The sequence below is a fragment of the Pseudomonas sp. LS2P72 genome (assembly GCF_054897865.1).
This window is the reverse complement of sequence record NZ_CM142708.1, coordinates 2,514,895-2,535,169: the sequence shown is the minus strand read 5'-3', so window position 1 is coordinate 2,535,169 and position 20,275 is coordinate 2,514,895. Positions and strand designations below refer to the sequence as shown.

The following is a 20,275-nucleotide window of genomic DNA, read 5'->3' as shown; positions in this document are numbered from 1 at the left end:
CTTAATGAGCCTGCAACTGAGTTTTGCCGAAGCGAGCGCCATCGGGCCTCGCGAGGAGAATCAGGACGCCCTGCGCCTGGTGACTCCGGCCCCGGCGCTGGCGGCGAGCAAGGGTTACCTGTTCGCCATCGCCGATGGCGTCAGCCAGTGCGCCGATGGCGGTCTCGCCGCCCGCTCGACGCTGCAGGCCCTGGCGCTGGATTACTACGCCACGCCGGAAACCTGGGGCGTCGCGCAGGCATTGGATCGCCTGCTGCTCGCACAAAATCGCTGGTTGCAGGCCAATGGTGGTGGGCAACCGTTGCTCACCACTGTCAGTGCTTTGGTCATGCGCGGTAGGCGGTTTACCTTGGCCCATGTCGGCGATTGCCGGGTTTATCGCTGGCACGCCGACACGTTGCAGCGGGTCAGCGAGGATCACGTCTGGGACCAACCGGGCATGCAGCATGTGCTCAAGCGAGCACTGGGGCTCGATCAGCATTTGGTGCTGGATTTTCTCGATGGCGAACTGCGGCTGAACGAAAGTTTCGTATTGCTCAGCGACGGCATTTGGGCCGTGCTGGGCGACACCGCGATTGCGGCAATTCTGCGCGATCAACCGGATTTGAACAGCGCTGCGCAGACCTTGGTCAGTGCGGCGCATCTGGCCGGCAGCCAGGACAACGCCAGCGCCTTGCTGGTGCGGGTCGATGCCCTCGGTGAAACGAGCATCGGTGATGCGTTGGTTCATTTGCAGCAATGGCCGCTGCCGCCCGCCTTGAAACCAGGCCAGACTTTCGAGGGTTGGCAGGTCGAAGGGATACTCGGTCAGAGCCAGCAGTCATTGCTCTATCGGGTACGCGATGGGCAACAACAACCCTGGCTGCTGAAAACCTTGCCGGGCGCGCTGCGCGACGATCACTTGGCCGGGCAGGCGTTGCTGTCGGAAGAATGGTTTCTCAAGCGCGTGGCCGGACGGCATTTCCCTGAAGTCCATGCCGCCAGTCAGCGTCAGCATTTGTACTACGTGATGCGGGAATATTCCGGATCTACCTTGGCGGAACTGCAAGCAGATGTCGGACCGCTGCCTCTGCCCCAATGGCTGGATCTGGCCGAACGCCTGCTGCGCGCCGTTGGCATATTGCATCGACGACAGATTCTCCATCGCGACATCAAACCGGAGAACCTGCTGCTGGGGGACGACGGCGAATTACGCCTGCTGGACTTCGGTCTCGCCTTCTGCCCTGGCCTGTCTGAAGATCAGCCTTCTGCCCTGCCCGGAACGCCCAGCTATATCGCGCCGGAAGCCTTTCGCGGGGACGCACCGACACCGCAACAGGATTTGTATGCCGTCGGCGTGACCCTGTATTTCCTGCTCACCGGGCATTATCCCTACGGCGAAATCGAAGCCTTCCAGCGCCCACGGTTCGGGGTTTCTGTCAGCGCCAGCCGCTATCGACCCGACCTGCCGGAATGGATTGCGCAAAGTCTGGAGCGCGCCGTGGCGGCGGATCCGGGTCAGCGCTTTGAAACGGCGGAAGAATGGTTGCTGTTGCTGGAACAGGGCGAGCGATGCAGTTTGAGCGTGCGCCCCAGACCGCTGCTGGAGCGCGAACCGTTGAAGGTCTGGCGGACCTTGGCGCTGGTGTCGTTGCTGGCGAATCTGGTGCTGCTGTTTTTAGTATTTCACGGCTAACACCGATCCCTTGTAGCAGCAGGCTTCGCCAACTGCTACAGAGACCGCTCCAATTGCGGGCAACGTGCATTGATTCGGTGCAAAAACATCCGAATCAAATGGCGAGACCGCGACTAAACCCAGCAAATAGGGGGCGATGAAGAACTTGGCACAACCACTGCATTCCTTCTTTCAACTTACATAAAGCCCAACCTTCAACGTAGAAGGATGCGCTTCCCGAGAGAACGGGACCAGGACAAAGGCGTCCTCGCTAGGCAACTAGCGGGACGCCTTTTTTTGTTTGCGCAAAATTTTGTCGAGCAAGACCTGAAAGCCCTGATGAGGCGGGTCCGAGCTCCCCGGAGAACCTGATGAAAAAACTAAAACTGGTGATGATCGGCAACGGCATGGCCGGGGTTCGTACCCTGGAAGAACTGCTCAAGCTGAGCAATGAGCTGTACGACATCACGGTCTTCGGCGCCGAACCCCATACCAACTACAACCGCATCCTGCTATCGCCCGTGCTGGCCGGCGAACAAACCTTCGAAGAGATCGTGCTGAACGATCTGGACTGGTACCTGGACAACAACATCAAGCTGCTGCTCAACCGCAAAGTGGTGGAGATCGACCGGGTCAAACGCCGGGTGATTGCCGAAGACGGCAGCGAGGCCGAATACGATCGTCTGCTGATCGCCACCGGTTCGACCCCGTTCATCCTGCCGATCCCCGGCAACACCCTGGACGGCGTGATCGGCTACCGCGACATCGCCGACACCCAGGCAATGATCGACACCGCGAAAACCCACAAGCACGCCGTTGTGATCGGTGGCGGCCTGCTCGGCCTGGAAGCCGCCAACGGCCTGATGCTGCGCGGCATGCACGTCACCGTGGTGCACATCGGTGAATGGCTGCTGGAACGGCAACTGGACAAAACCAGCGGTCAGTTGCTGCAATCTGCCCTGGAAGCCCGCGGCCTGCACTTTCGTCTTTGCGAGCAAACCCAGGCCCTGCACGATGCCGGCAATGGCCGGGTCGGCTCGGTTGAGTTCAAGAATGGCGACATCATCCCCGCCGACCTGGTGGTGATGGCCGCCGGCATTCGCCCCAACACCGAACTCGCGGAAAAATCCGGCATTCCCTGCAACCGCGGGATTCTGGTCAACGACACCCTGCAAACCTACGACCCACGCATCTACGCCATCGGCGAATGCGCCAGCCACCGCGGCATCGCTTATGGCCTGGTGGCGCCGCTGTTCGAACAGGCCAAGGTCTGCGCCAACCACCTCGCTCAATTGGGCTTCGCCACCTACAAGGGCTCGGTGACGTCGACCAAATTGAAAGTGACCGGCATCGACCTGTTCTCCGCCGGCGACTTCATGGGCGGCGAAGGCACCGAAACCATCACCCTCTCCGACCCTATCGGCGGGGTCTACAAAAAACTGGTGATCAAGGATGACGTGCTGGTCGGGGCCTGTCTGTACGGCGATACGGCAGACGGTGGCTGGTATTTCCGGCAGATCCGTGAGAATCACGACATCGCGCAGATCCGCGATCACCTGATGTTCGGCGGCTCTTCATCCATGGAGCTGGCCCTAGGCGACGTAGGACATCAAGGCCAGGACAAAGCCATGAGCATGGCCGACACTGCCGAAGTCTGCGGCTGCAACGGCGTGTGCAAAGGCACCATCGTCAAGGCGATTCAGGAGCACGGGTTGTTCAGCGTCGACGACGTCAAGAAACACACCAAGGCTGCCAGCTCCTGCGGCTCCTGCGCTGGTCTGGTGGAACAGATCCTGATCAACACCGTGGGTGGCGCAGCAGACGTCAAACCGAAGAGCGAAAAAGCCATTTGCGGTTGCAGCGACCTGAATCACGGGCAAATCCGCCAGGCCATCCGCGAGCAGCATCTGCTGACCCTCTTCGGCACCCTGAGCTATTTGAACTGGCGCACGCCGAACGGCTGCGCCACGTGCCGCCCGGCGCTCAACTATTACCTGATTTCCACCTGGCCGGGCGAAGCCAAGGACGATCCGCAATCGCGCCTGATCAACGAACGCGCCCACGCCAACATTCAGAAAGACGGCACTTACTCTGTAGTCCCGCGGATGTGGGGCGGTGTGACCAATCCGTCGGAGCTGCGGCGCATTGCCGACGTGGCCGACAAATACAACGTGCCGATGGTCAAAGTGACCGGCGGCCAGCGTATCGATTTGCTGGGGATCAAGAAGCAGGACCTGCCGGGCGTCTGGAAAGATCTCGACATGCCGTCCGGGCACGCCTACGGCAAATCCATCCGCACCGTGAAGACTTGCGTCGGCAGTGAGTTCTGCCGCTTCGGTACCCAGAACTCCACGCAACTGGGCATCGAGCTTGAGCACGATCTGTTCAACATGTGGTCGCCGCACAAAGTGAAACTGGCCGTCTCCGGTTGCCCACGCAACTGTTCGGAAGCGGGCATCAAGGACGTCGGAATTATCGGCGTGGATTCGGGCTGGGAGATGTACATCGGCGGCAACGGCGGGATCAAGACCGAAGTCGCGGAATTCTTCGTCAAGCTCAAGACCGCCGAGGAAGTGCGCGAATACAACGGCGCGTTCCTGCAGCTCTATCGCGAAGAAGCTTTCTACCTCGAACGCACCGTGCACTACCTGCAACGGGTCGGTATGGAACACATCAAGAAAGCTGTGCTGGAAGACCCGGAGCGGCGCAAGGCGCTCAACGATCGCTTGCAATTCTCCTTGTCGTTCGAACAGGACCCGTGGAAGGAGCGCCTGGAACAACCGCTGCTGAAGAAAGAATTCGACGTCATCGAAGTGAAGAACCTGGAGGTGTCGGCATGAACTGGCTGGATATCTGTGCACTGGAAGAAATCAATGCCTTGGGCTCGCGGATCATCGCCGGCCCGAAAGGTGACATCGCGATTTTTCGTACCAGCGACGATGAGGTTTTCGCACTCGATGACCGCTGCCCGCACAAGGGCGGGCCACTGTCCCAAGGTTTGATCTACGGCAAACGGGTCGCCTGCCCGCTGCATAACTGGCAGATCGACCTGGAAACCGGCGAAGCCCAGGCTCCGGACGTCGGTTGCGCTCACCACCATTCAGCACGGGTCGAGAATGGCCGGGTGTTGCTGGCCCTGCGGGAAGCAAGCTGATGAACCAAATCACCGCTTCCACCTGCTGCTATTGCGGGGTCGGCTGCGGCGTGCTGATCGAGCATGACGGCGAGCGCATTCTCGGCGTCAGCGGCGATCCGGCCCACCCGGCCAACTTCGGCAAACTGTGTAGTAAAGGCTCTACCTTGCACCTGACCGGCGACCTCGCGGCCCGGGCGTTGTATCCCGAACTGCGCCTGGGCAAAGGCCTGGCCCGCAGCCGCACCGACTGGGACACCGCCCTCGATCACGCCGCCAGCGTTTTTGCCGAGACCATCACCGAACACGGCCCGGACAGCGTGGCGTTCTACATTTCCGGGCAATTGCTGACCGAGGATTACTACGCCTTCAACAAACTGGCGCGAGCGCTGGTGGGCACCAACAACATCGACAGCAATTCGCGCCTGTGCATGTCTTCGGCAGTGGTCGGCTACAAGCGCAGCCTGGGCGCCGACGCACCGCCGTGCAGCTATGAAGACCTGGAATTGAGCGACTGCGTGATGATCGTCGGCAGCAACATGGCCTACGCCCATCCGATACTTTTCCGTCGCCTGGAGGAAGCGAAATCCCGCCGACCACAAATGAAAGTCATCGTCATCGACCCGCGTCGTACCGACACCTGCGATCTGGCTGACCTGCATTTGGCCATTCTGCCGGGCACCGATGTCGCCTTGTTCCATGGGATTTTGCACCTGCTGCTGTGGGAAGACTGGGTCGACCGCGACTTCATCAAGGCCCACACCGAAGGCTTGGCCGAACTGAAGAACCTGGTGCGCGATTACACGCCGCAGATGGTTTCGCAGCTCTGCGGGATCAGCGTCGAGCAACTGCAGCAATGCGCCGAATGGGTTGGCACTTCACCGAGCTTCCTGTCGCTGTGGTGCATGGGCTTGAACCAGTCCACCGCCGGCAGCGCGAAAAACAGCGCACTGATCAATCTGCACCTGGCCACCGGGCAAATCGGCCGCCCCGGTGCAGGACCTTTCTCCCTGACCGGTCAGCCGAATGCCATGGGTGGCCGCGAAACCGGTAGCTTGTCGAACCTGCTGCCAGGCCATCGCGAAGCCGCCAATGCCGAACATCGCGCGGAAGTGGCGGCCTATTGGGGTGTGGATCAACTGCCTGCAAACACCGGGCTCACCGCTATCGAGTTGTTTGAGCAGGTGCGCAGCGGAAAAATCAAGGCACTGTGGATCGCCTGCACCAACCCTGCGCAATCAATGCCGGATCAAACCGCCGTGCGCGCGGCACTGCAAGCCTGCCCGTTCGTGGTGTTGCAGGAAGCGTTCCGCACCACCGAAACCGCAGCCTTCGCAGACCTGTTGCTGCCCGCCGCCAGTTGGGGCGAAAAGGACGGCACGGTGACCAACTCCGAACGGCGCATTTCCCACGTTCGCCGAGCGATCGTCGCCCCCGGCGAAGCCCGCTCGGACTGGGCGATCACCGTAGATTTCGCACAGCGCCTGGAAAAACATCTACGTCCCGGGCAAACCAGCCTGTTTGCCTTTGAAAACCCGGCGAAGGTCTTCGACGAGTACAAGCAATTGACCCGCGGACGTGATCTGGACTTGTCCGGCATCAGTCATGCACTGATCGACCGCCTCGGCCCGCAGCAATGGCCCTTCCCCACTGGCGCCAGCGAAGGCACGGCCCGGCTGTACCTGGACGGAGTTTTCCCGACGGCCAGTGGACGTGCGCAATTCGTGGCCGACCCGTACCGCGCCGCCAAGGAACAACGCGACGCGCGCTTCCCGCTGACCCTGATCACCGGCCGCCTGCGGGATCAATGGCACGGCATGAGTCGCACCGGCACCGCCGCACAGCTATTTGGCCACGTCAGCGAAGCCGTGTTGAGTTTGCACCCGGATGAACTGCGCCGGCATCGGCTGCAATCAGGTGACCTGGTCAGCCTGAAAAGTCGCCGTGGTGCGGTGATTGTCGCCGTCGGCGGTGACGACAGCGTACGACCCGGTCAAGCCTTTCTGCCGATGCATTGGGGAGACCGCTTCCTCAAGGGCGGCGTAAATACCCTCACTCTTCCCGCCTTCGACCCGCTCTCGAAACAGCCCGAACTCAAGCACAGCGGCGTGCGCCTGGAACCTGCAAATCTCCCATGGCAGCTATTCGCCCTGATTGAGGGCGATGTTCAACAGCACTTTGAGACGCTACGACCGCTCTGTGAGGCGTTTTCCTACGTCAGCCTCAGCTTGGCCGGCCGCGAACGCCCCGCGCTGCTGATACGTGCTGCCAGCGCCGTCGCGCCCGATCCGCAACTGCTGCGTGATATCGATCAATGCCTGAGACTCAACGATGGCCCGGTTTTGGCCTACGACGACCCACGGCGCTCCATCGGCAAACGCGTGCGGATCGAGAACGGCCGGATTACTGCCATTCGCCTGGCCGGTGAAACCCTTGCGCAACACTGGCTGCAAAGCCTGTGGCTGGAAGGTCGCGCCGACGAACAACTGCGGCGCTGGCTGCTGGCACCGCTGGGCGCCCCACCGGGCAACGCCAATACGCTGGCCGTCGGTAACAAAACCCTGTGCAACTGCAAAAACGTCAGCCAAAGCGCGGTCTGCGCCGGCATTAGCCGCGGTCTGGACCTGCAGGGTTTGAAACAAGAATTGGGCTGCGGCACGCAATGCGGCTCCTGCGTCCCGGAAATCAAGCGTTTGCTGGCCGCCACTGCGCAGCCGGTCGCCGTCACCTCGTGAGGAAAAACACTATGAGCGCGAAAGTCTGGCTGGTGGGTGCGGGTCCTGGCGATCCGGAATTGTTGACCCTCAAGGCCGTGCGGGCGTTGAGCGAAGCGGATGTGGTGCTGATCGATGACTTGGTCAATGATGCGGTGCTGGAGCATTGCCCGCAGGCGCGGATCATTCCCGTGGGCAAGCGCGGCGGCTGTCGCTCCACACCTCAGGCATTCATTCATCGCCTGATGCTTCGTTATGCCCGCCACGGTAAATGCGTGGTGCGGCTCAAGGGTGGCGACCCGTGCATTTTTGGCCGGGGCGGCGAAGAGGCGCAGTGGCTGCGTGAACATGGGGTCGAAGTGGAGCTGGTCAACGGCATCACTGCCGGGCTTGCCGGCGCAACGCAATGCGATATTCCGTTGACCCTGCGGGGCGTTGCGCGCGGCGTGACGCTGGTCACCGCCCACACTCAGGATGGCAGCAGCCTGAACTGGCAAGCCCTGGCCCAAGGTGGCACAACGCTGGTGGTGTATATGGGTGTCGCAAAACTGAGCGAGATTCGTGAGCAGTTGCTCGCCGGCGGAATGGCGGTGGATACGCCGGTGGCAATGATTGAAAACGCTTCCCTGCCACACCAACGGGAATGTCGGAGCGATCTGACAGCGATGGAAGAAGATGCCTACACCTTTGAGTTGAAGAGCCCGGCCATCCTCGTGATCGGAGCGGTCGCGGCCAGTGCAGAATTATCTCTGTCGGTGGCTGATTTCCCTTCGAATGCAGCTAATCAGTCAGCCTGACTCTCCCCGCTTCAACCCTGACCTCATCAAATCGCAGACAAAGAAAAGCCCGGCCTAAGCCGGGCTTTTCAGAGCTGCGCGCTAATTACTTAGCGTTAGCTTCAACCTGCGCTTCTACGCGACGGTTTACAGCTTGGCCAGCTTTAGTAGCGTTGTCAGCAACTGGGCGGGATTCGCCGTAGCCAACAGACTGAACGCGGGACGATTCAACACCGTACTGGTTGGTCAGAACTTGCTTAACGGCGTTTGCACGACGCTCGGACAGTTTCTGGTTGTAAGCGTCAGGACCGACGGAGTCAGTGTGACCTTCAACAGTAGTGCTGGTGGATGGGTACTGCTTCATGAAGTCAGCGAGGTTTTTGATGTCGCCGTAGCTGTTAGGCTTGACTACCGACTTGTCGAAGTCGAATTTCACGTCCAGCTCAACACGAACAACTTCAGCAACTGCTGGGCAGCCATCAGCGTCAACAGTTACGTTGGCTGGGGTGTCCGGGCACTTGTCAACGTTGTCGCAAACGCCATCGTTGTCGCTGTCGGCGCAGACTTCAGCTGGTGCTGGAACTGGAGCAGCAGCAGGCTTGGAGCCGCCACCGAAGTTCACACCGATACCGACGCTTGGAGCCCACTCGGTGTTGCCCTGGTCGATGTTGTATTGAGCTTCAACGCCAGCACGGGCGTAGAAGTTCTCGGTGAAGTACAGCTTGGCACCGCCGCCAACGTTGGCGAAAGTGGAACGGTCACGACCGCCGGAGCCATTCTGACCGATGCTTTGATCGGAGAAGCCAGCCGATACGTACGGACGCAGCATGTCGCCCGGGTTGTTGAAGTGGTACAGAGCGTCCAGAGCGGTGTTAGCGCCCTTGATGTTACGACCGTCGTCGGAACGCACGTTGTGCACTTCGTCGTAGGCCAGACGCAGTTCAACGTCGTCGGTCAGGAAGTAACCAACCGAACCACCGAAGAGGTTGCCGTTGTTCTTGAAGTTACGAGTGCTGTCGAATTGTTCTTTCTTGGCGAAGCCTTCGATTTCAACTGCGCCTTGGCCTTGTGCCAGAGCGCCGAACGAAGTGGCGGCAATCAAAGAACCAATGGCCAAGCCCAAGGTGTTTTTCAGTTTCATCCGTTAAATCCCCATCTGGTGATTGTGAAGCAGTCCCGCAAACCGGGGGACAACTCGGCGGCAAGTCTATCAGAACTTGCCTACACGTAAGAGATATTTGCGCCGAACTAAGTTTCAGCAATGCCTGCAAATTTCTCACGCAATTTATCTAGAGCACGTTTGTAACGCATTTTTGTCGCACTCAAACCCATGTGCATGATATCCGCGATCTCTTGAAATTCCAGCTCTGCGACAAATCGTAGCACCAGAATTTCACGGTCAATCGGGTTCACATACACTAACCAGCGATCAAGTCCACCCTTGTCCTCAGGTTTCGGCGTCTTTTCTTCAGACGCTTCCTCGAGGGGGTCCAGACTCAAAGCATCCATCAAGCGACGCTTTCGCCGTTCTTTCCGATACTGCGTGATGCACTCGTTGTACGTGATGCTATATAGCCATGTCTTGAACTTCGATTTGCCCTCGAAGTTCTTCAGGCCATACAGCACCTTCAACATCACTTCCTGACAGACATCGTCTGCGTCACGATCGTTCCCAAGATACCGGGCGCAGACGTTAAATAATGTTCGCTGGTAACGCCGCATCAGTTCTTCATAGGCGCGAGTTACGTGAAACAGCTCGGTATGCGAGCGCGCGACCAACTCCTCATCAGAGAGCTCGCGGGGGTCGTAGCGCGTGGACAGCGATTGAGCTTTATTCAAAACAAGTCGGGCCGACAGTCAGGTCAATGTCCGCCGCAACCCTTTTCAGGGCATTTTTGCGGCGGCATACATTAGCAGGGTTTGCCGGGTTAGCGGCTACTCACATGCTGTTCCAGGAGAATCCGATTGGAGAGAGAGACTAGCTCACCCTCATCGGTCAGCAATGTGGTCTTAACCGTGCCGATCTCTTCGATCTGACCTTCGACCTCGCCAACACGCACTTGTTGCCCAACCTGATACAACTCACGCACATAGATTCCCGCAAGAATCTGACCGGCAATTTCCCGGCTTCCCAACCCCATGGCCAGCGCAACCGCCAGACCAACGGTAATCAATACAATCACAATCACATGGTTGAGAAGGTCAGTCTTGACCTCCAACTGGCTGATTGCGACCGAAATACTGATGATAATCACCAAGCCCTGGGCAATTCGCCCCAGGCCCGCAGCGTAGTCCAGCCCTACGCCTTCTGCAGCCCCCCGCACCAGCCCGTTGGCCAATTGCGCGAGCAAAACACCCACCAGCAGCACCAGCGCGGCGCCAAATACTTTCGGCAAATACAGCGCAAGCATGTCAAGCGTAGCCGAAACTCGCTCAAGTCCAAGGGATTCTGCGGCAGAAACCAGAAAAATCAGCAGAACGAACCAATAGACGATCTTTCCGATCAAGGTCGAGATCGGCACTTGAAGGCCGGCCCGAGACAGCAATTTGGTCAGACCGGTGCCGCCCATCAGGCGATCGAGCCCCAGCTTGGCGAGCAACTTGGACAACAAAGTGTCCAAAAGTTTCGCAACGACGAAACCCAACAGCAGCACAACCAGTGCGCCGAAAAGGTTCGGGATGAAATTTGCAACCTTGGTCCATAACGCAGTCATTGCAGTGACGAGGCTCTGAGTCCAGAGATCAAGTTCCATATTCAATCAGCCTTATCAGCAGTGCGAACGGTAGGTTTACGGTGGCGGGAAACCGGAGCGACATGGGCCGATCCGTTGTTCAAGGCGATCATCAGCGCGGGCAGCCAGCGGCCCAGCAGGCTGAACAGATCACCGGCGCCGACCTGGCGGTTGGCGGTTTTCAGTACACGCCCAAGGCACGCATCGTCGTCGCGGGTGGACGGTGATGCCTTGAGCATGTCACGCAAAGACTGTTCAAACGGATCGTGCATACGCACCTCTCGTGATGTCTGTGAAAGACGCGGTCAAATTTGCTCGGGTCACATGGCTCACCCTCAGAACCAGCGCAAACGTCGGAACAACCACCACTGCCCCAGCGCCACCGAGACCATCAGCAGGCACGCGATCAGGAAGCCATAGGGGCTTGCAGAGAACGGAATCCCGCCGACATTGATACCTAAAAGCCCCGCCAGAAAACTCATCGGCAAAAAGATCCCGGTGATGATCCCGAAGCGGTACATCGTGCGGTTCATTCGCACGCTCAAACGTCTATCTTCGGCCTCGAGGACCAACCCCACCCGCTCCCGGGTCAACTCCAGCTCCTCGAGATACCGAGTCAGGCTGTTGTTCAATTCGTTCCAGTAATCACCGTCGTCTTCGACGAACCAAGGCAGTTTTATCCGTGTCAGCTGCCCGAATATTTCCCGCTGCGGTGCAAGAAAACGTTTCAGCGCAGCGGCCCTGCGACGGATCTGCAAAACGGCGCCGTGCTCGGGCGTATACCGTTCGTCGGTATCCAGCTTTTCTTCTTCCTCATCGACCACTTCCGAGAGGCAACTGACCAGATCCTGCACCTTGTTGGTGAGGTATTGCGCCATATAAAGGATGAGTTCCGACGCCGTTTTCGGTCCTTTGCCTTCGGCGAGCTGCACCAGCAACTCATCGGTGGCGCGCAACGGACGCAACCGCAGGGAAATAACCCGCTGGGCTGAACCAAAAATTCGCACCGAGACCATGTCTTCAGGCTCGGCGCCCGGATTCAGGTTGACCCCACGCAAAAATAGCAGCAGTTCGCTGTCGGAAAGCTGTAAAAGACGCGGCCGGGTGTTTTCTTCAAGTAGAAGATCACAGCTGAATTCGCTCAGACCGCTGGATTTTCGCAACCAGGTCCGGGTTTGCGGGTGACTGCGATCCCAGTGCAGCCACAGGCTTTCATGGGCCTGCAGCTGCAAGTCATCGAGTTCAGTCCGGGCTATCGAACGCGCACCGCCTTTACCGTCCAGCACCAGGGCATGCACCAGCCCCCACTGCGCGTTTGCTTCCTCGAACATCCTCACCCCTTTGTTGGCGTTGCGCTTTATTCAGGCATCTTCAGCGGGCTTGGCGAGATGATCACGCCGTTATTGTCCGCGTAGATGTAATGGCCTGGATGGAACGTCACACCGGCAAAAGTGACGGCAACGTTGAGATCGCCGAGCCCGCGCCGGTCGGATTTTCGCGGGTGGCTGGCCAGGGCCTGAACGCCCAGATCGGTCTGCGCGATGATATCTACGTCGCGGATGCAACCGTAGATCACCAGCCCTTCCCAACCGTTTTTCGCCGCTTTCTCGGCCAGCATGTCACCCAGCAACGCATGACGCAGGGAACCGCCACCGTCGACTACCAGCACCTTGCCATTCCCCTTGAGCTCGACCTGCTCCTTGACCCGCGAATTGTCTTCGAAACATTTGATGGTCACGATTTCGCCGCCGAAAGAATCACGGCCACCGAAATTGCTGAACATCGGTTCCAGCACCTGCACCAGCTCCGGATAGGCGTCGCAAAGGTCAGGCGTGATGTAATGGTTCATCGAGAAACTCCTGTAAAGAGGAAGACAATCGAGGGTGTCGAAACGTGACCAGAACAGCTCAATGCGTCATATCTTAGCCGCAAGCCGAACAGAGCGAAATGCCCTTGTTAGAGCATCAGCCTCAGATCGCCGCAGCCAGATCCGGTTTTTCACCCAGCAATGGTGTCTGCTGATCTGCCAACCAACGCGCCACCAGCGGCCAGACTTCAGTCTGCGCGACTTTGCTGACGAGCATCTCCACATGACCGAAATTATCGCCAAAGCCTTGATCGCGACCCAGGTTGATGAATTGCTTATGCTCGGAACCCACCTGATCGAACAGCTTGCGACAAGCCCAGGTCGGGTCCTGATGGTCACCTGCGGCACTCACGGCCAATACCGGTAACTGAACGTCGGCCAAACCGGCCCACCAATCCTTGTCGGCATCGCCAAAGCGCCCGAACAGGCCATACCAGCGCATGCTTTCCAGGGCCAGGCCAATGGGCTCGTCCTCCGGGCCGCGCTTGAGCCGTGAACCGGACAACTGGGCAAAACGTTTGAGAATGAAGCGTCCGCTCCACTCCACCGGCGGAATTTTCAACGGCCAGTAGTTGCGACTGATTTGTGTACCGAAAAACGCCGCGGAAGCCACTACCGGCTCGCCGATGTACTCACCACCCAGCGCCGCCGCCAGGGTAATCCCGCCCAGCGAGTGACCGATCCAGTGCGGGATCTGGCCGCTCTGCTCGCGCACGAACGCGCCAATGGCCGGCAAATCGTAACGGGCGTAGTCGGCAACGCGGTTCTTGCGGTAGTTATGGTTGCGCTGGGACAGGCCGTGGCCGCGCATTTCGGGAATCCATACATCGAATCCCAGACGCGTCAGATAGGCGCCCAGTCCAAGCCCCTTCGGGGAAAACCAGAACCGGCGATTGGAAAAGCTGCCGTGAAGCAAAATAACCGGAACGCCACGCGTGTCTGAGCCATCCGCCATGCCCAGGCGCGTCACAGCCAGTTCGACGGTGCCGTCAGGGCTGTTGCCGGGTTTCAGACGATAGACGTCTTCGCTCAGATCGCCGCGCCGCTCGGCGCTGATCAGGGCGACAGGAAATAGGTTGCTGCTGCTTTGCATAATGCTCTTGCACAAAAAAGGGCGGCTTCCAGAGGAGCCCGCCCTACTTGAATCTTAAAGGCAGCGTTCACCGACCACGCTGCCAATCATTGTAGGAGCGAGCCTGCTCGCGATGGTCGCCAACGATAACGCGTTCATGCTGAAAAAACGCGGTGTTCTGCAGTCCATCGCGAGCAGGCTCGCTCCTACAGGGTCAAGCCGGAGCTTGACCTTCAGCCAGGAAGAACCAGGTTTCCAGTACGGAATCGGGGTTCAACGAAACGCTTTCGATGCCCTGCTCCATCAGCCATTTGGCCAGATCAGGGTGGTCCGAAGGGCCCTGACCGCAAATGCCGATGTACTTGCCAGCCTTGTTGCAGGCCTGAATCGCGTTGGCCAGCAACTTCTTGACCGCCGGATTACGCTCGTCGAACAGGTGAGCGATGATCCCGGAGTCACGGTCCAGGCCCAGGGTCAGCTGGGTCAGGTCGTTGGAACCAATGGAGAAACCGTCGAAGAACTCGAGGAATTCTTCAGCGAGGATCGCGTTGGACGGCAGTTCGCACATCATGATGATGCGCAGACCATTCTCGCCGCGTGCCAGGCCATTTTCAGCCAACAGATCGATCACTTGGCTGGCTTCGCCCAATGTACGGACGAACGGCACCATGATTTCGACGTTGGTCAGGCCCATCTCGTTGCGCACGCGCTTGAGGGCGCGGCATTCGAGTTCGAAGCAGTCACGGAACGATTCGCTGATGTAACGCGAAGCACCGCGGAAGCCCAGCATCGGGTTTTCTTCTTCCGGCTCGTAGAGCTTGCCGCCGATCAGGTTGGCGTATTCGTTGGACTTGAAGTCCGACAGACGCACGATGACCTTTTTCGGGGTGAACGCAGCGGCCAGGGTGCTGATGCCTTCAACCAGCTTGTCGACATAGAAGCCAACCGGATCGTCGTAACCGGCAATGCGCTTGTCGACGCTGTCCTTGATGTCCTGCGGCAGACCGTCGTAGTTCAACAGCGCTTTCGGGTGAACACCGATCATGCGGTTGATGATGAATTCCAGACGGGCCAGGCCCACACCGGCGTTCGGCAGCTGAGCGAAGTCGAAGGCGCGATCCGGGTTGCCGACGTTCATCATGATCTTGAACGGCAGATCAGGCATGGCGTCAACGGAGTTTTTCTTGATGTCGAAGCCCAGTTCGCCTTCGAAGATGTAACCGGTGTCGCCTTCAGCGCAGGACACAGTCACGCCCTGGCCGTCTTTCAACAGCTGGGTAGCGTTGCCGCAACCGACCACGGCGGGGATGCCCAGCTCGCGAGCGATGATCGCCGCGTGGCAAGTACGGCCGCCACGGTTGGTGACAATGGCGCTGGCGCGCTTCATGACCGGCTCCCAGTCCGGGTCGGTCATGTCGGAGACCAGAACGTCGCCTGGCTGGACTTTGTCCATCTCGGACACGTCCTTGATGATGCGGACCTTGCCGGCGCCGATGCGCTGGCCGATGGCGCGACCTTCAACCAGCACGGTGCCGGTTTCTTTCAGCAGGTAACGTTCCATGACGTTGGCCTGGGTGCGGCTCTTCACGGTTTCCGGACGGGCCTGCACGATGTAGAGCTTGCCGTCGTCGCCGTCTTTGGCCCATTCGATGTCCATCGGGCACTTGTAGTGCTTCTCGATGATCATCGCTTGCTTGGCCAGCTCGCTGACTTCGGCGTCGCTCAGGCAGAAACGTGCACGATCGGCCTTGTCGACGTCGATGGTCTTGACCGATTTACCGGCCGTGGCCACTTCGCCGTAGATCATCTTGATGGCTTTGCTGCCCAGGTTGCGACGCAGGATGGCCGGACGACCGGCTTCCAGCGTGCCTTTGTGGACATAGAATTCATCCGGGTTCACCGCGCCTTGTACGACGGTTTCACCCAGGCCGTAGGCGCCGGTGATGAACACCACGTCACGGAAGCCCGATTCGGTATCAAGGGTGAACATCACGCCGGCGGTGCCGGTTTCGGAGCGGACCATGCGCTGCACGCCGGCCGACAGGGCAACCAGCTTGTGGTCGAAGCCCTGGTGGACGCGGTAGGAAATCGCGCGGTCGTTGAACAGCGAAGCGAACACCTCTTTGGCGGCGCGAATAACGTTTTCGACACCACGGATGTTCAGGAAGGTTTCCTGCTGACCGGCGAAGGAGGCGTCCGGCAGGTCTTCGGCGGTAGCGGAAGAGCGCACGGCCACGGCCATGTCAGGGTTGCCGGCCGACAGCGTGGCGAACGCGGTGCGGATCTCGGCGTTGAGCTTCTCGGGGAATTCCGCTTCCATGATCCATTGACGGATTTGAGCGCCGGTCCTGGCCAGGGCGTTGACATCGTCGACGTCCAGGGCGTCGAGCGCGGCGTGGATCTGATCGTTCAGGCCGCTCAGCTCGAGAAAATCACGATAAGCCTGAGCTGTCGTGGCGAAGCCACCGGGCACCGATACACCGGCACCTGCAAGGTTACTGATCATCTCGCCCAGGGATGCGTTCTTGCCCCCTACGTGCTCTACATCATGGACGCCGAGCTTATCGAGGGAAACTACGTACTCTACCAAGGTGATCTCTCCACTAACTGTGTTGGAAAAGCTCAGAAGCCGGCTGCTCTAAGGAGCGTTTGCCAGCTGTATGGCCTGGACCTGGAAAATAAGTGAGAATGCGGGCCATTGGTGGCCGGCAAATCGCGCCTATCATATCCAAGATTCGTCACAAGTGTCCTGTGTCGCAAGTGCGTGCCTTTTTGGCGAGTGACTGTTGTTGCCAGACAAGGCGCCGCGACAAGTCATAGCTGGCTATGGCGAGGAGCGGCAACGTAGTATGGCGACAACAGGCGCCGCCAAAAAGGTACGCACTTGTGATACAGGACACTCACTTAAGGCCCAAGGTGCAAATGAAACGATCTGCTTTCTTTATCTCCGATGGCACCGGCATCACAGCCGAAACCCTGGGTCAAAGCCTCCTGGCGCAGTTCGAAAACATTACCTTCAGCAAATTCACGAAGCCGTACATCGACAACGCGGAAAAAGCGCGGGTCATGGTACAACAAATCAACAAAGCCGCTGAAAACGATGGTTTTCGGCCGATCATCTTCGACACCATTGTCAATCAGGACATCCGTGAGATCCTCGCAACGTCCAATGGTTTCATGATCGACATTTTCTCGACCTTTCTGGCGCCTCTTGAACAGGAATTGACCGAGCATTCTTCCTACACCGTCGGCAAATCCCACTCGATTGGCAGCAACTCCAATTACATGGAGCGGATCGAGGCGGTGAACTTCGCCCTCGACAACGACGACGGTGCGCGCACGCATTATTACGACAAGGCGGACCTGATCCTAGTGGGCGTGTCGCGTTGTGGTAAGACGCCGACGTGTCTGTACATGGCGATGCAATTCGGCATCCGTGCGGCCAACTATCCGTTGACCGAAGACGACATGGAACGCCTGCAATTGCCAGGCACCCTGCGAGCCCACCAGCACAAACTGTTTGGCCTGACCATCGACCCGGACCGCCTCACCGCGATTCGCAACGAGCGCAAGCCCAACAGCCGCTATTCGAGCTATGCCCAGTGCGAATTCGAAGTGCGCGAGGTGGAGAATCTGTTCCGCCGCGAGAACATTCCGCACATCAATTCCACCCATTTTTCGGTGGAGGAGATTTCGGCGAAGATTCTGGTGGAGAAAGGCGTGGAGCGGCGGTTCAAGTAGTTCTGCGGTGCCTGTTACATCGCTATCGCGAGCAGGCTCACTCCCACAGGTGATCTTCAGTGAACACAAAATTTGTGTATGACAGAGATCAACTGTAGGAGTGAGCCTGCTCGCGATGAACGATCACTCGGTCTCAGTTAATGCCCCCACCAAAGCTTCAAACCCTTGCAGCAACAACCGATCATCCCCCGCCGAATTACACACACTCGCTCTGATGAACTGCGGCACCGCCCCATGCCCGACCGCAAACATCTCGGCGGTGGCCACCAGATAGTTGTTTTCCTTCAGCTCCTCAGCAATCTGCGAGGCCCGCCACGGCTCGGGCACTTCGATCCAGAAATGCGGGCTATGGGAATGGGTTTTGTACGCCAAGCCCTCCAGCACACCACTCACCAACGCCTTGCGCCGACCGATCTCGGCAATCTGCTGGCCCAGCAACTGCCCGGCAATGCCGTTTTCTATCCACAAACTCGCCACCTCCAGCGACAAGGGGCTGGCCATCCAGCACGTCCCACGCACAGCTGCGCTCAAGCGTCCGATCAACGGTTGCGGCGCATGCAGGTAACCGACTCGCAAACCCGCCGAAACCGCCTTGCTCAGGCTACCGATCAGCACCGAACGCTCCGGGGCGAAATGGCTCAAGGGTAACGGTCGCTGTTGAGCCAATACCGCGTGGGCTTCGTCTTCAAAGATCAACAGATTGTGCTGCCGACAGACCTCTGCAATCGCTTCCCGCCGTGCGACGGACATCAGTGCAGCCGTAGGATTCTGGATCGTCGGCGTGCAATACAGCGCCGAGACACGATGGTTGCGACAAACCTCCTCCAGGGCATCGGGCATCAGTCCTTCATCATCCATCGCGACACCGATGAGTTTTATCCCTAGCTGGCGTGCGACGATGATCAACCCCGGGTAGGTCAGGTGCTCCGTCACCAACGTATCGCCCGCCTTGAGCAACCCCATCAAGGCACACAACAGACCGTGCTGGCCGCCGTTCACGCAAACGACCTGCTCGGCGTTCGGGACAAACTCTTTATGCCTGAGCCAGTGCGCGCCCGACGCACGGTAGCGTGGCAATCCAGCCTCAGCGCTGTAGCCCCCGAGGTGTTGCAAGGCCTCAGGATCAAGGGACAACGCTTGCAGGCTCTGACTCAAAAAAAGCGCTTCCTGCCCCGGAATCGGTTGATTGCGGCTCATGTCAAAAAACGCCCGCGGTTCATCACTGACATTGCGAAAGCCACCGTCCCGCGGTCGTTCCATCCCGCGCTGACGCACATACGTGCCGTCTCCTACGCGCGCGACCACCAATCCCACGCGTTCGAGTTCACCGTAAGCGCGGCTGATGGTGCCGATGGTCACGCCGAGGCTATCCGCCAGCAGCCGATGAGGCGGCAATTTGCGGCCGGGCTCGATCAGCCCGTCAGCGATGCCTTTTTCGATCGCGTCGGCGAGGCGTTTGTATTTCACGCCCAGACCATTGGTGAGACCGTCGCGCAGGATTGACACCATGGCAATACTTGTTTTGACAGTCATTGCAGCCCCGAATAGCGTGCTTGGAACAGGTTCAATCAGGGATAGACCTTTTGCAGATGAAGGTCAATTCCGACGACAAAAGGAATTCAATCATGTCCATCGCCATCAGCGTACCTTCACGTACTGCCAAACCCTGGCTGGCCGCCCTGATCACCAGCGTGTTATTCCTGATCGTGTGCCTGAGTTGGGGCACCACGTGGCTCGGGATCAAGATTGCCGTTGAAAGCGTGCCGCCACTGACCGCCGCAGGCCTGCGATTCCTCATCGCCTTCCCGCTCTTTCTCGGCTTCGCCCTGCTCCGTCGTGAACCGTTGCTGTTTCCCAGGGAAAGCCGCTGGTTCTTTGTCTTCGTCACGCTGACGTATTTCAGCCTGCCGTATTACTTGCTCAACTACGGCGAGATGCACGTTTCGTCCGGTCTGACGGCGCTGCTGTTCAGCTGCATGCCGGTGTTCATCCTGCTGTTTTCCGCGCTGTTTCTGCGGGAGAAAATCTACCCCTCGCAAGTGCTCGGCATCGCCATCGGTTTCGGCAGTTTGTTCATGATCATCCGCAGCCAAGGGTTGCATCTGGACCATGCCGAATTGTTCGGGGTATTGGCGATTCTCTGCGCGGCGGTGATGCATGCCCTGTGTTACGTGGTGACTAAAAAGCACGGTACGGCGATCAGCGTCATTACCTACAACACGCTGCCAATCGGCATCGCCGGGCTGATGCTGTTTGTCGCCGGATTGAGTGTCGAAGCACCGGTGTTCGATGCCATCACCGCGCGTTCGTGGAGCGCCCTGCTCTATCTGGGGCTGGTGGCGTCGGTGGGCGGGTTTATCGTTTACTTCCTGCTGCTCAAGCGACTGAGCCCGATCATTCTGTCGTTTGTGTTCATCATTTTTCCGGTGTTCGCGGTGGTCATCGGTGCCTGGTACGAGGGGCAAGCGTTGTCCCGGGAACTGATGATGTACTCGGCGATTCTGCTGACGGGGTTTGCGATCACCAAGTTGCCCATCACCCGTCTGTAGGAGCAAAGCTTGCTCGCGATGGCGTCTTCAAGATCGC

16 protein-coding genes are annotated in these 20,275 nt (G+C 58.9%); 7 read left to right on the top strand and 9 right to left on the bottom strand.

The genetic code is table 11. The features are described from left to right. Window positions 1-4 precede the first annotated feature (4 nt). The 5 genes from ACYZUA_RS11730 (at window position 5) to cobA (ending at window position 8,298) form a co-directional block, all read left to right on the top strand. Window positions 5-1,675: a protein kinase domain-containing protein gene (locus ACYZUA_RS11730; protein WP_461963217.1), complete on the top strand. Its 1,671-nt coding sequence runs from the start codon at window positions 5-7 to the stop codon at window positions 1,673-1,675. Window positions 1,676-2,025: 350 nt separating this feature from the next. Continuing rightward, complete coding sequence (gene nirB, locus ACYZUA_RS11725) at window positions 2,026-4,494, top strand: nitrite reductase large subunit NirB (RefSeq protein WP_461963216.1); 2,469 nt, start codon at window positions 2,026-2,028, stop codon at window positions 4,492-4,494. Continuing rightward, a complete protein-coding gene (gene nirD, locus ACYZUA_RS11720; protein ID WP_461963215.1) occupies window positions 4,491-4,808 on the top strand; it encodes a nitrite reductase small subunit NirD in 318 nt (105 codons plus the stop codon). Before nirB ends, nirD begins: the two co-directional genes overlap by 4 nt. Next, entirely contained in the window at window positions 4,808-7,522 is a 2,715-nt protein-coding gene (locus tag ACYZUA_RS11715) for a nitrate reductase (RefSeq protein ID WP_461963213.1), read from the top strand. Before nirD ends, ACYZUA_RS11715 begins: the two co-directional genes overlap by 1 nt. An 11-nt stretch (window positions 7,523-7,533) precedes the next feature. After that, window positions 7,534-8,298, top strand: coding sequence for a uroporphyrinogen-III C-methyltransferase (cobA, locus tag ACYZUA_RS11710; protein WP_461963211.1), 765 nt, complete (start codon window positions 7,534-7,536; stop codon window positions 8,296-8,298). Between the two features lie 85 nt (window positions 8,299-8,383). Here the strand turns inward: cobA and ACYZUA_RS11705 are convergent, their stop codons facing one another. The 8 genes from ACYZUA_RS11705 to ppsA form a co-directional block, all read right to left on the bottom strand. Further along, entirely contained in the window at window positions 8,384-9,418 is a 1,035-nt protein-coding gene (locus tag ACYZUA_RS11705) for an OmpA family protein (RefSeq protein WP_461963210.1), read from the bottom strand. A gap of 107 nt (window positions 9,419-9,525) precedes the next feature. Then, entirely contained in the window at window positions 9,526-10,116 is a 591-nt protein-coding gene (gene sigX / locus ACYZUA_RS11700) for an RNA polymerase sigma factor SigX (RefSeq protein ID WP_010456518.1), read from the bottom strand. 89 nt (window positions 10,117-10,205) lie between these two features. After that, window positions 10,206-11,030, bottom strand: a complete 825-nt coding sequence (locus ACYZUA_RS11695) for a mechanosensitive ion channel family protein (RefSeq protein ID WP_008027407.1) — start codon at window positions 11,028-11,030, stop codon at window positions 10,206-10,208. 2 nt (window positions 11,031-11,032) lie between these two features. Next, window positions 11,033-11,281: a hypothetical protein gene (locus ACYZUA_RS11690; protein ID WP_008146303.1), complete on the bottom strand. Its 249-nt coding sequence runs from the start codon at window positions 11,279-11,281 to the stop codon at window positions 11,033-11,035. Window positions 11,282-11,344: 63 nt separating this feature from the next. Next, a complete protein-coding gene (locus ACYZUA_RS11685; protein ID WP_461963209.1) occupies window positions 11,345-12,340 on the bottom strand; it encodes a zinc transporter ZntB in 996 nt (331 codons plus the stop codon). 26 nt (window positions 12,341-12,366) lie between these two features. Next, complete coding sequence (gene rraA, locus ACYZUA_RS11680; protein WP_008146309.1) at window positions 12,367-12,858, bottom strand: ribonuclease E activity regulator RraA; 492 nt, start codon at window positions 12,856-12,858, stop codon at window positions 12,367-12,369. Window positions 12,859-12,979: 121 nt separating this feature from the next. Further along, complete coding sequence (locus ACYZUA_RS11675) at window positions 12,980-13,969, bottom strand: alpha/beta fold hydrolase (RefSeq protein WP_461963208.1); 990 nt, start codon at window positions 13,967-13,969, stop codon at window positions 12,980-12,982. 193 nt (window positions 13,970-14,162) lie between these two features. Beyond that, window positions 14,163-16,538: a phosphoenolpyruvate synthase gene (gene ppsA, locus ACYZUA_RS11670; protein WP_461963207.1), complete on the bottom strand. Its 2,376-nt coding sequence runs from the start codon at window positions 16,536-16,538 to the stop codon at window positions 14,163-14,165. 332 nt (window positions 16,539-16,870) lie between these two features. Between ppsA and ppsR the strand changes: the two genes are divergently transcribed. Then, window positions 16,871-17,689, top strand: coding sequence for a posphoenolpyruvate synthetase regulatory kinase/phosphorylase PpsR (gene ppsR, locus ACYZUA_RS11665; protein ID WP_461963206.1), 819 nt, complete (start codon window positions 16,871-16,873; stop codon window positions 17,687-17,689). A gap of 123 nt (window positions 17,690-17,812) precedes the next feature. Here ppsR and ACYZUA_RS11660 read toward each other — a convergent pair whose 3' ends face one another. Continuing rightward, on the bottom strand, window positions 17,813-19,222 hold the full coding sequence (locus tag ACYZUA_RS11660; RefSeq protein ID WP_461963205.1) for an aminotransferase-like domain-containing protein: 1,410 nt from the start codon (window positions 19,220-19,222) through the stop codon (window positions 17,813-17,815). A gap of 137 nt (window positions 19,223-19,359) precedes the next feature. Here ACYZUA_RS11660 and ACYZUA_RS11655 point away from each other — a divergent pair, with 137 nt between their 5' ends. Then, a complete protein-coding gene (locus ACYZUA_RS11655) occupies window positions 19,360-20,238 on the top strand; it encodes a DMT family transporter (protein ID WP_461963949.1) in 879 nt (292 codons plus the stop codon). Window positions 20,239-20,275: the final 37 nt, after the last annotated feature.

What these genes read in the sequence shown, in the direction of transcription:
- ACYZUA_RS11730 (WP_461963217.1), top strand. Translation starts at nt 5, where the DNA reads ATGAGCCTGCAACTGAGTTTTGCCGAAGCGAGCGCCATCGGGCCTCGC.
- nirB (WP_461963216.1), top strand. Translation starts at nt 2,026, where the DNA reads ATGAAAAAACTAAAACTGGTGATGATCGGCAACGGCATGGCCGGGGTT.
- nirD (WP_461963215.1), top strand. Translation starts at nt 4,491, where the DNA reads ATGAACTGGCTGGATATCTGTGCACTGGAAGAAATCAATGCCTTGGGC.
- ACYZUA_RS11715 (WP_461963213.1), top strand. Translation starts at nt 4,808, where the DNA reads ATGAACCAAATCACCGCTTCCACCTGCTGCTATTGCGGGGTCGGCTGC.
- cobA (WP_461963211.1), top strand. Translation starts at nt 7,534, where the DNA reads ATGAGCGCGAAAGTCTGGCTGGTGGGTGCGGGTCCTGGCGATCCGGAA.
- ACYZUA_RS11705 (WP_461963210.1), bottom strand. Translation starts at nt 9,418, where the DNA reads ATGAAACTGAAAAACACCTTGGGCTTGGCCATTGGTTCTTTGATTGCC.
- ACYZUA_RS11695 (WP_008027407.1), bottom strand. Translation starts at nt 11,030, where the DNA reads ATGGAACTTGATCTCTGGACTCAGAGCCTCGTCACTGCAATGACTGCG.
- ACYZUA_RS11690 (WP_008146303.1), bottom strand. Translation starts at nt 11,281, where the DNA reads ATGCACGATCCGTTTGAACAGTCTTTGCGTGACATGCTCAAGGCATCA.
- ACYZUA_RS11685 (WP_461963209.1), bottom strand. Translation starts at nt 12,340, where the DNA reads ATGTTCGAGGAAGCAAACGCGCAGTGGGGGCTGGTGCATGCCCTGGTG.
- rraA (WP_008146309.1), bottom strand. Translation starts at nt 12,858, where the DNA reads ATGAACCATTACATCACGCCTGACCTTTGCGACGCCTATCCGGAGCTG.
- ACYZUA_RS11675 (WP_461963208.1), bottom strand. Translation starts at nt 13,969, where the DNA reads ATGCAAAGCAGCAGCAACCTATTTCCTGTCGCCCTGATCAGCGCCGAG.
- ppsR (WP_461963206.1), top strand. Translation starts at nt 16,871, where the DNA reads ATGAAACGATCTGCTTTCTTTATCTCCGATGGCACCGGCATCACAGCC.
- ACYZUA_RS11660 (WP_461963205.1), bottom strand. Translation starts at nt 19,222, where the DNA reads ATGACTGTCAAAACAAGTATTGCCATGGTGTCAATCCTGCGCGACGGT.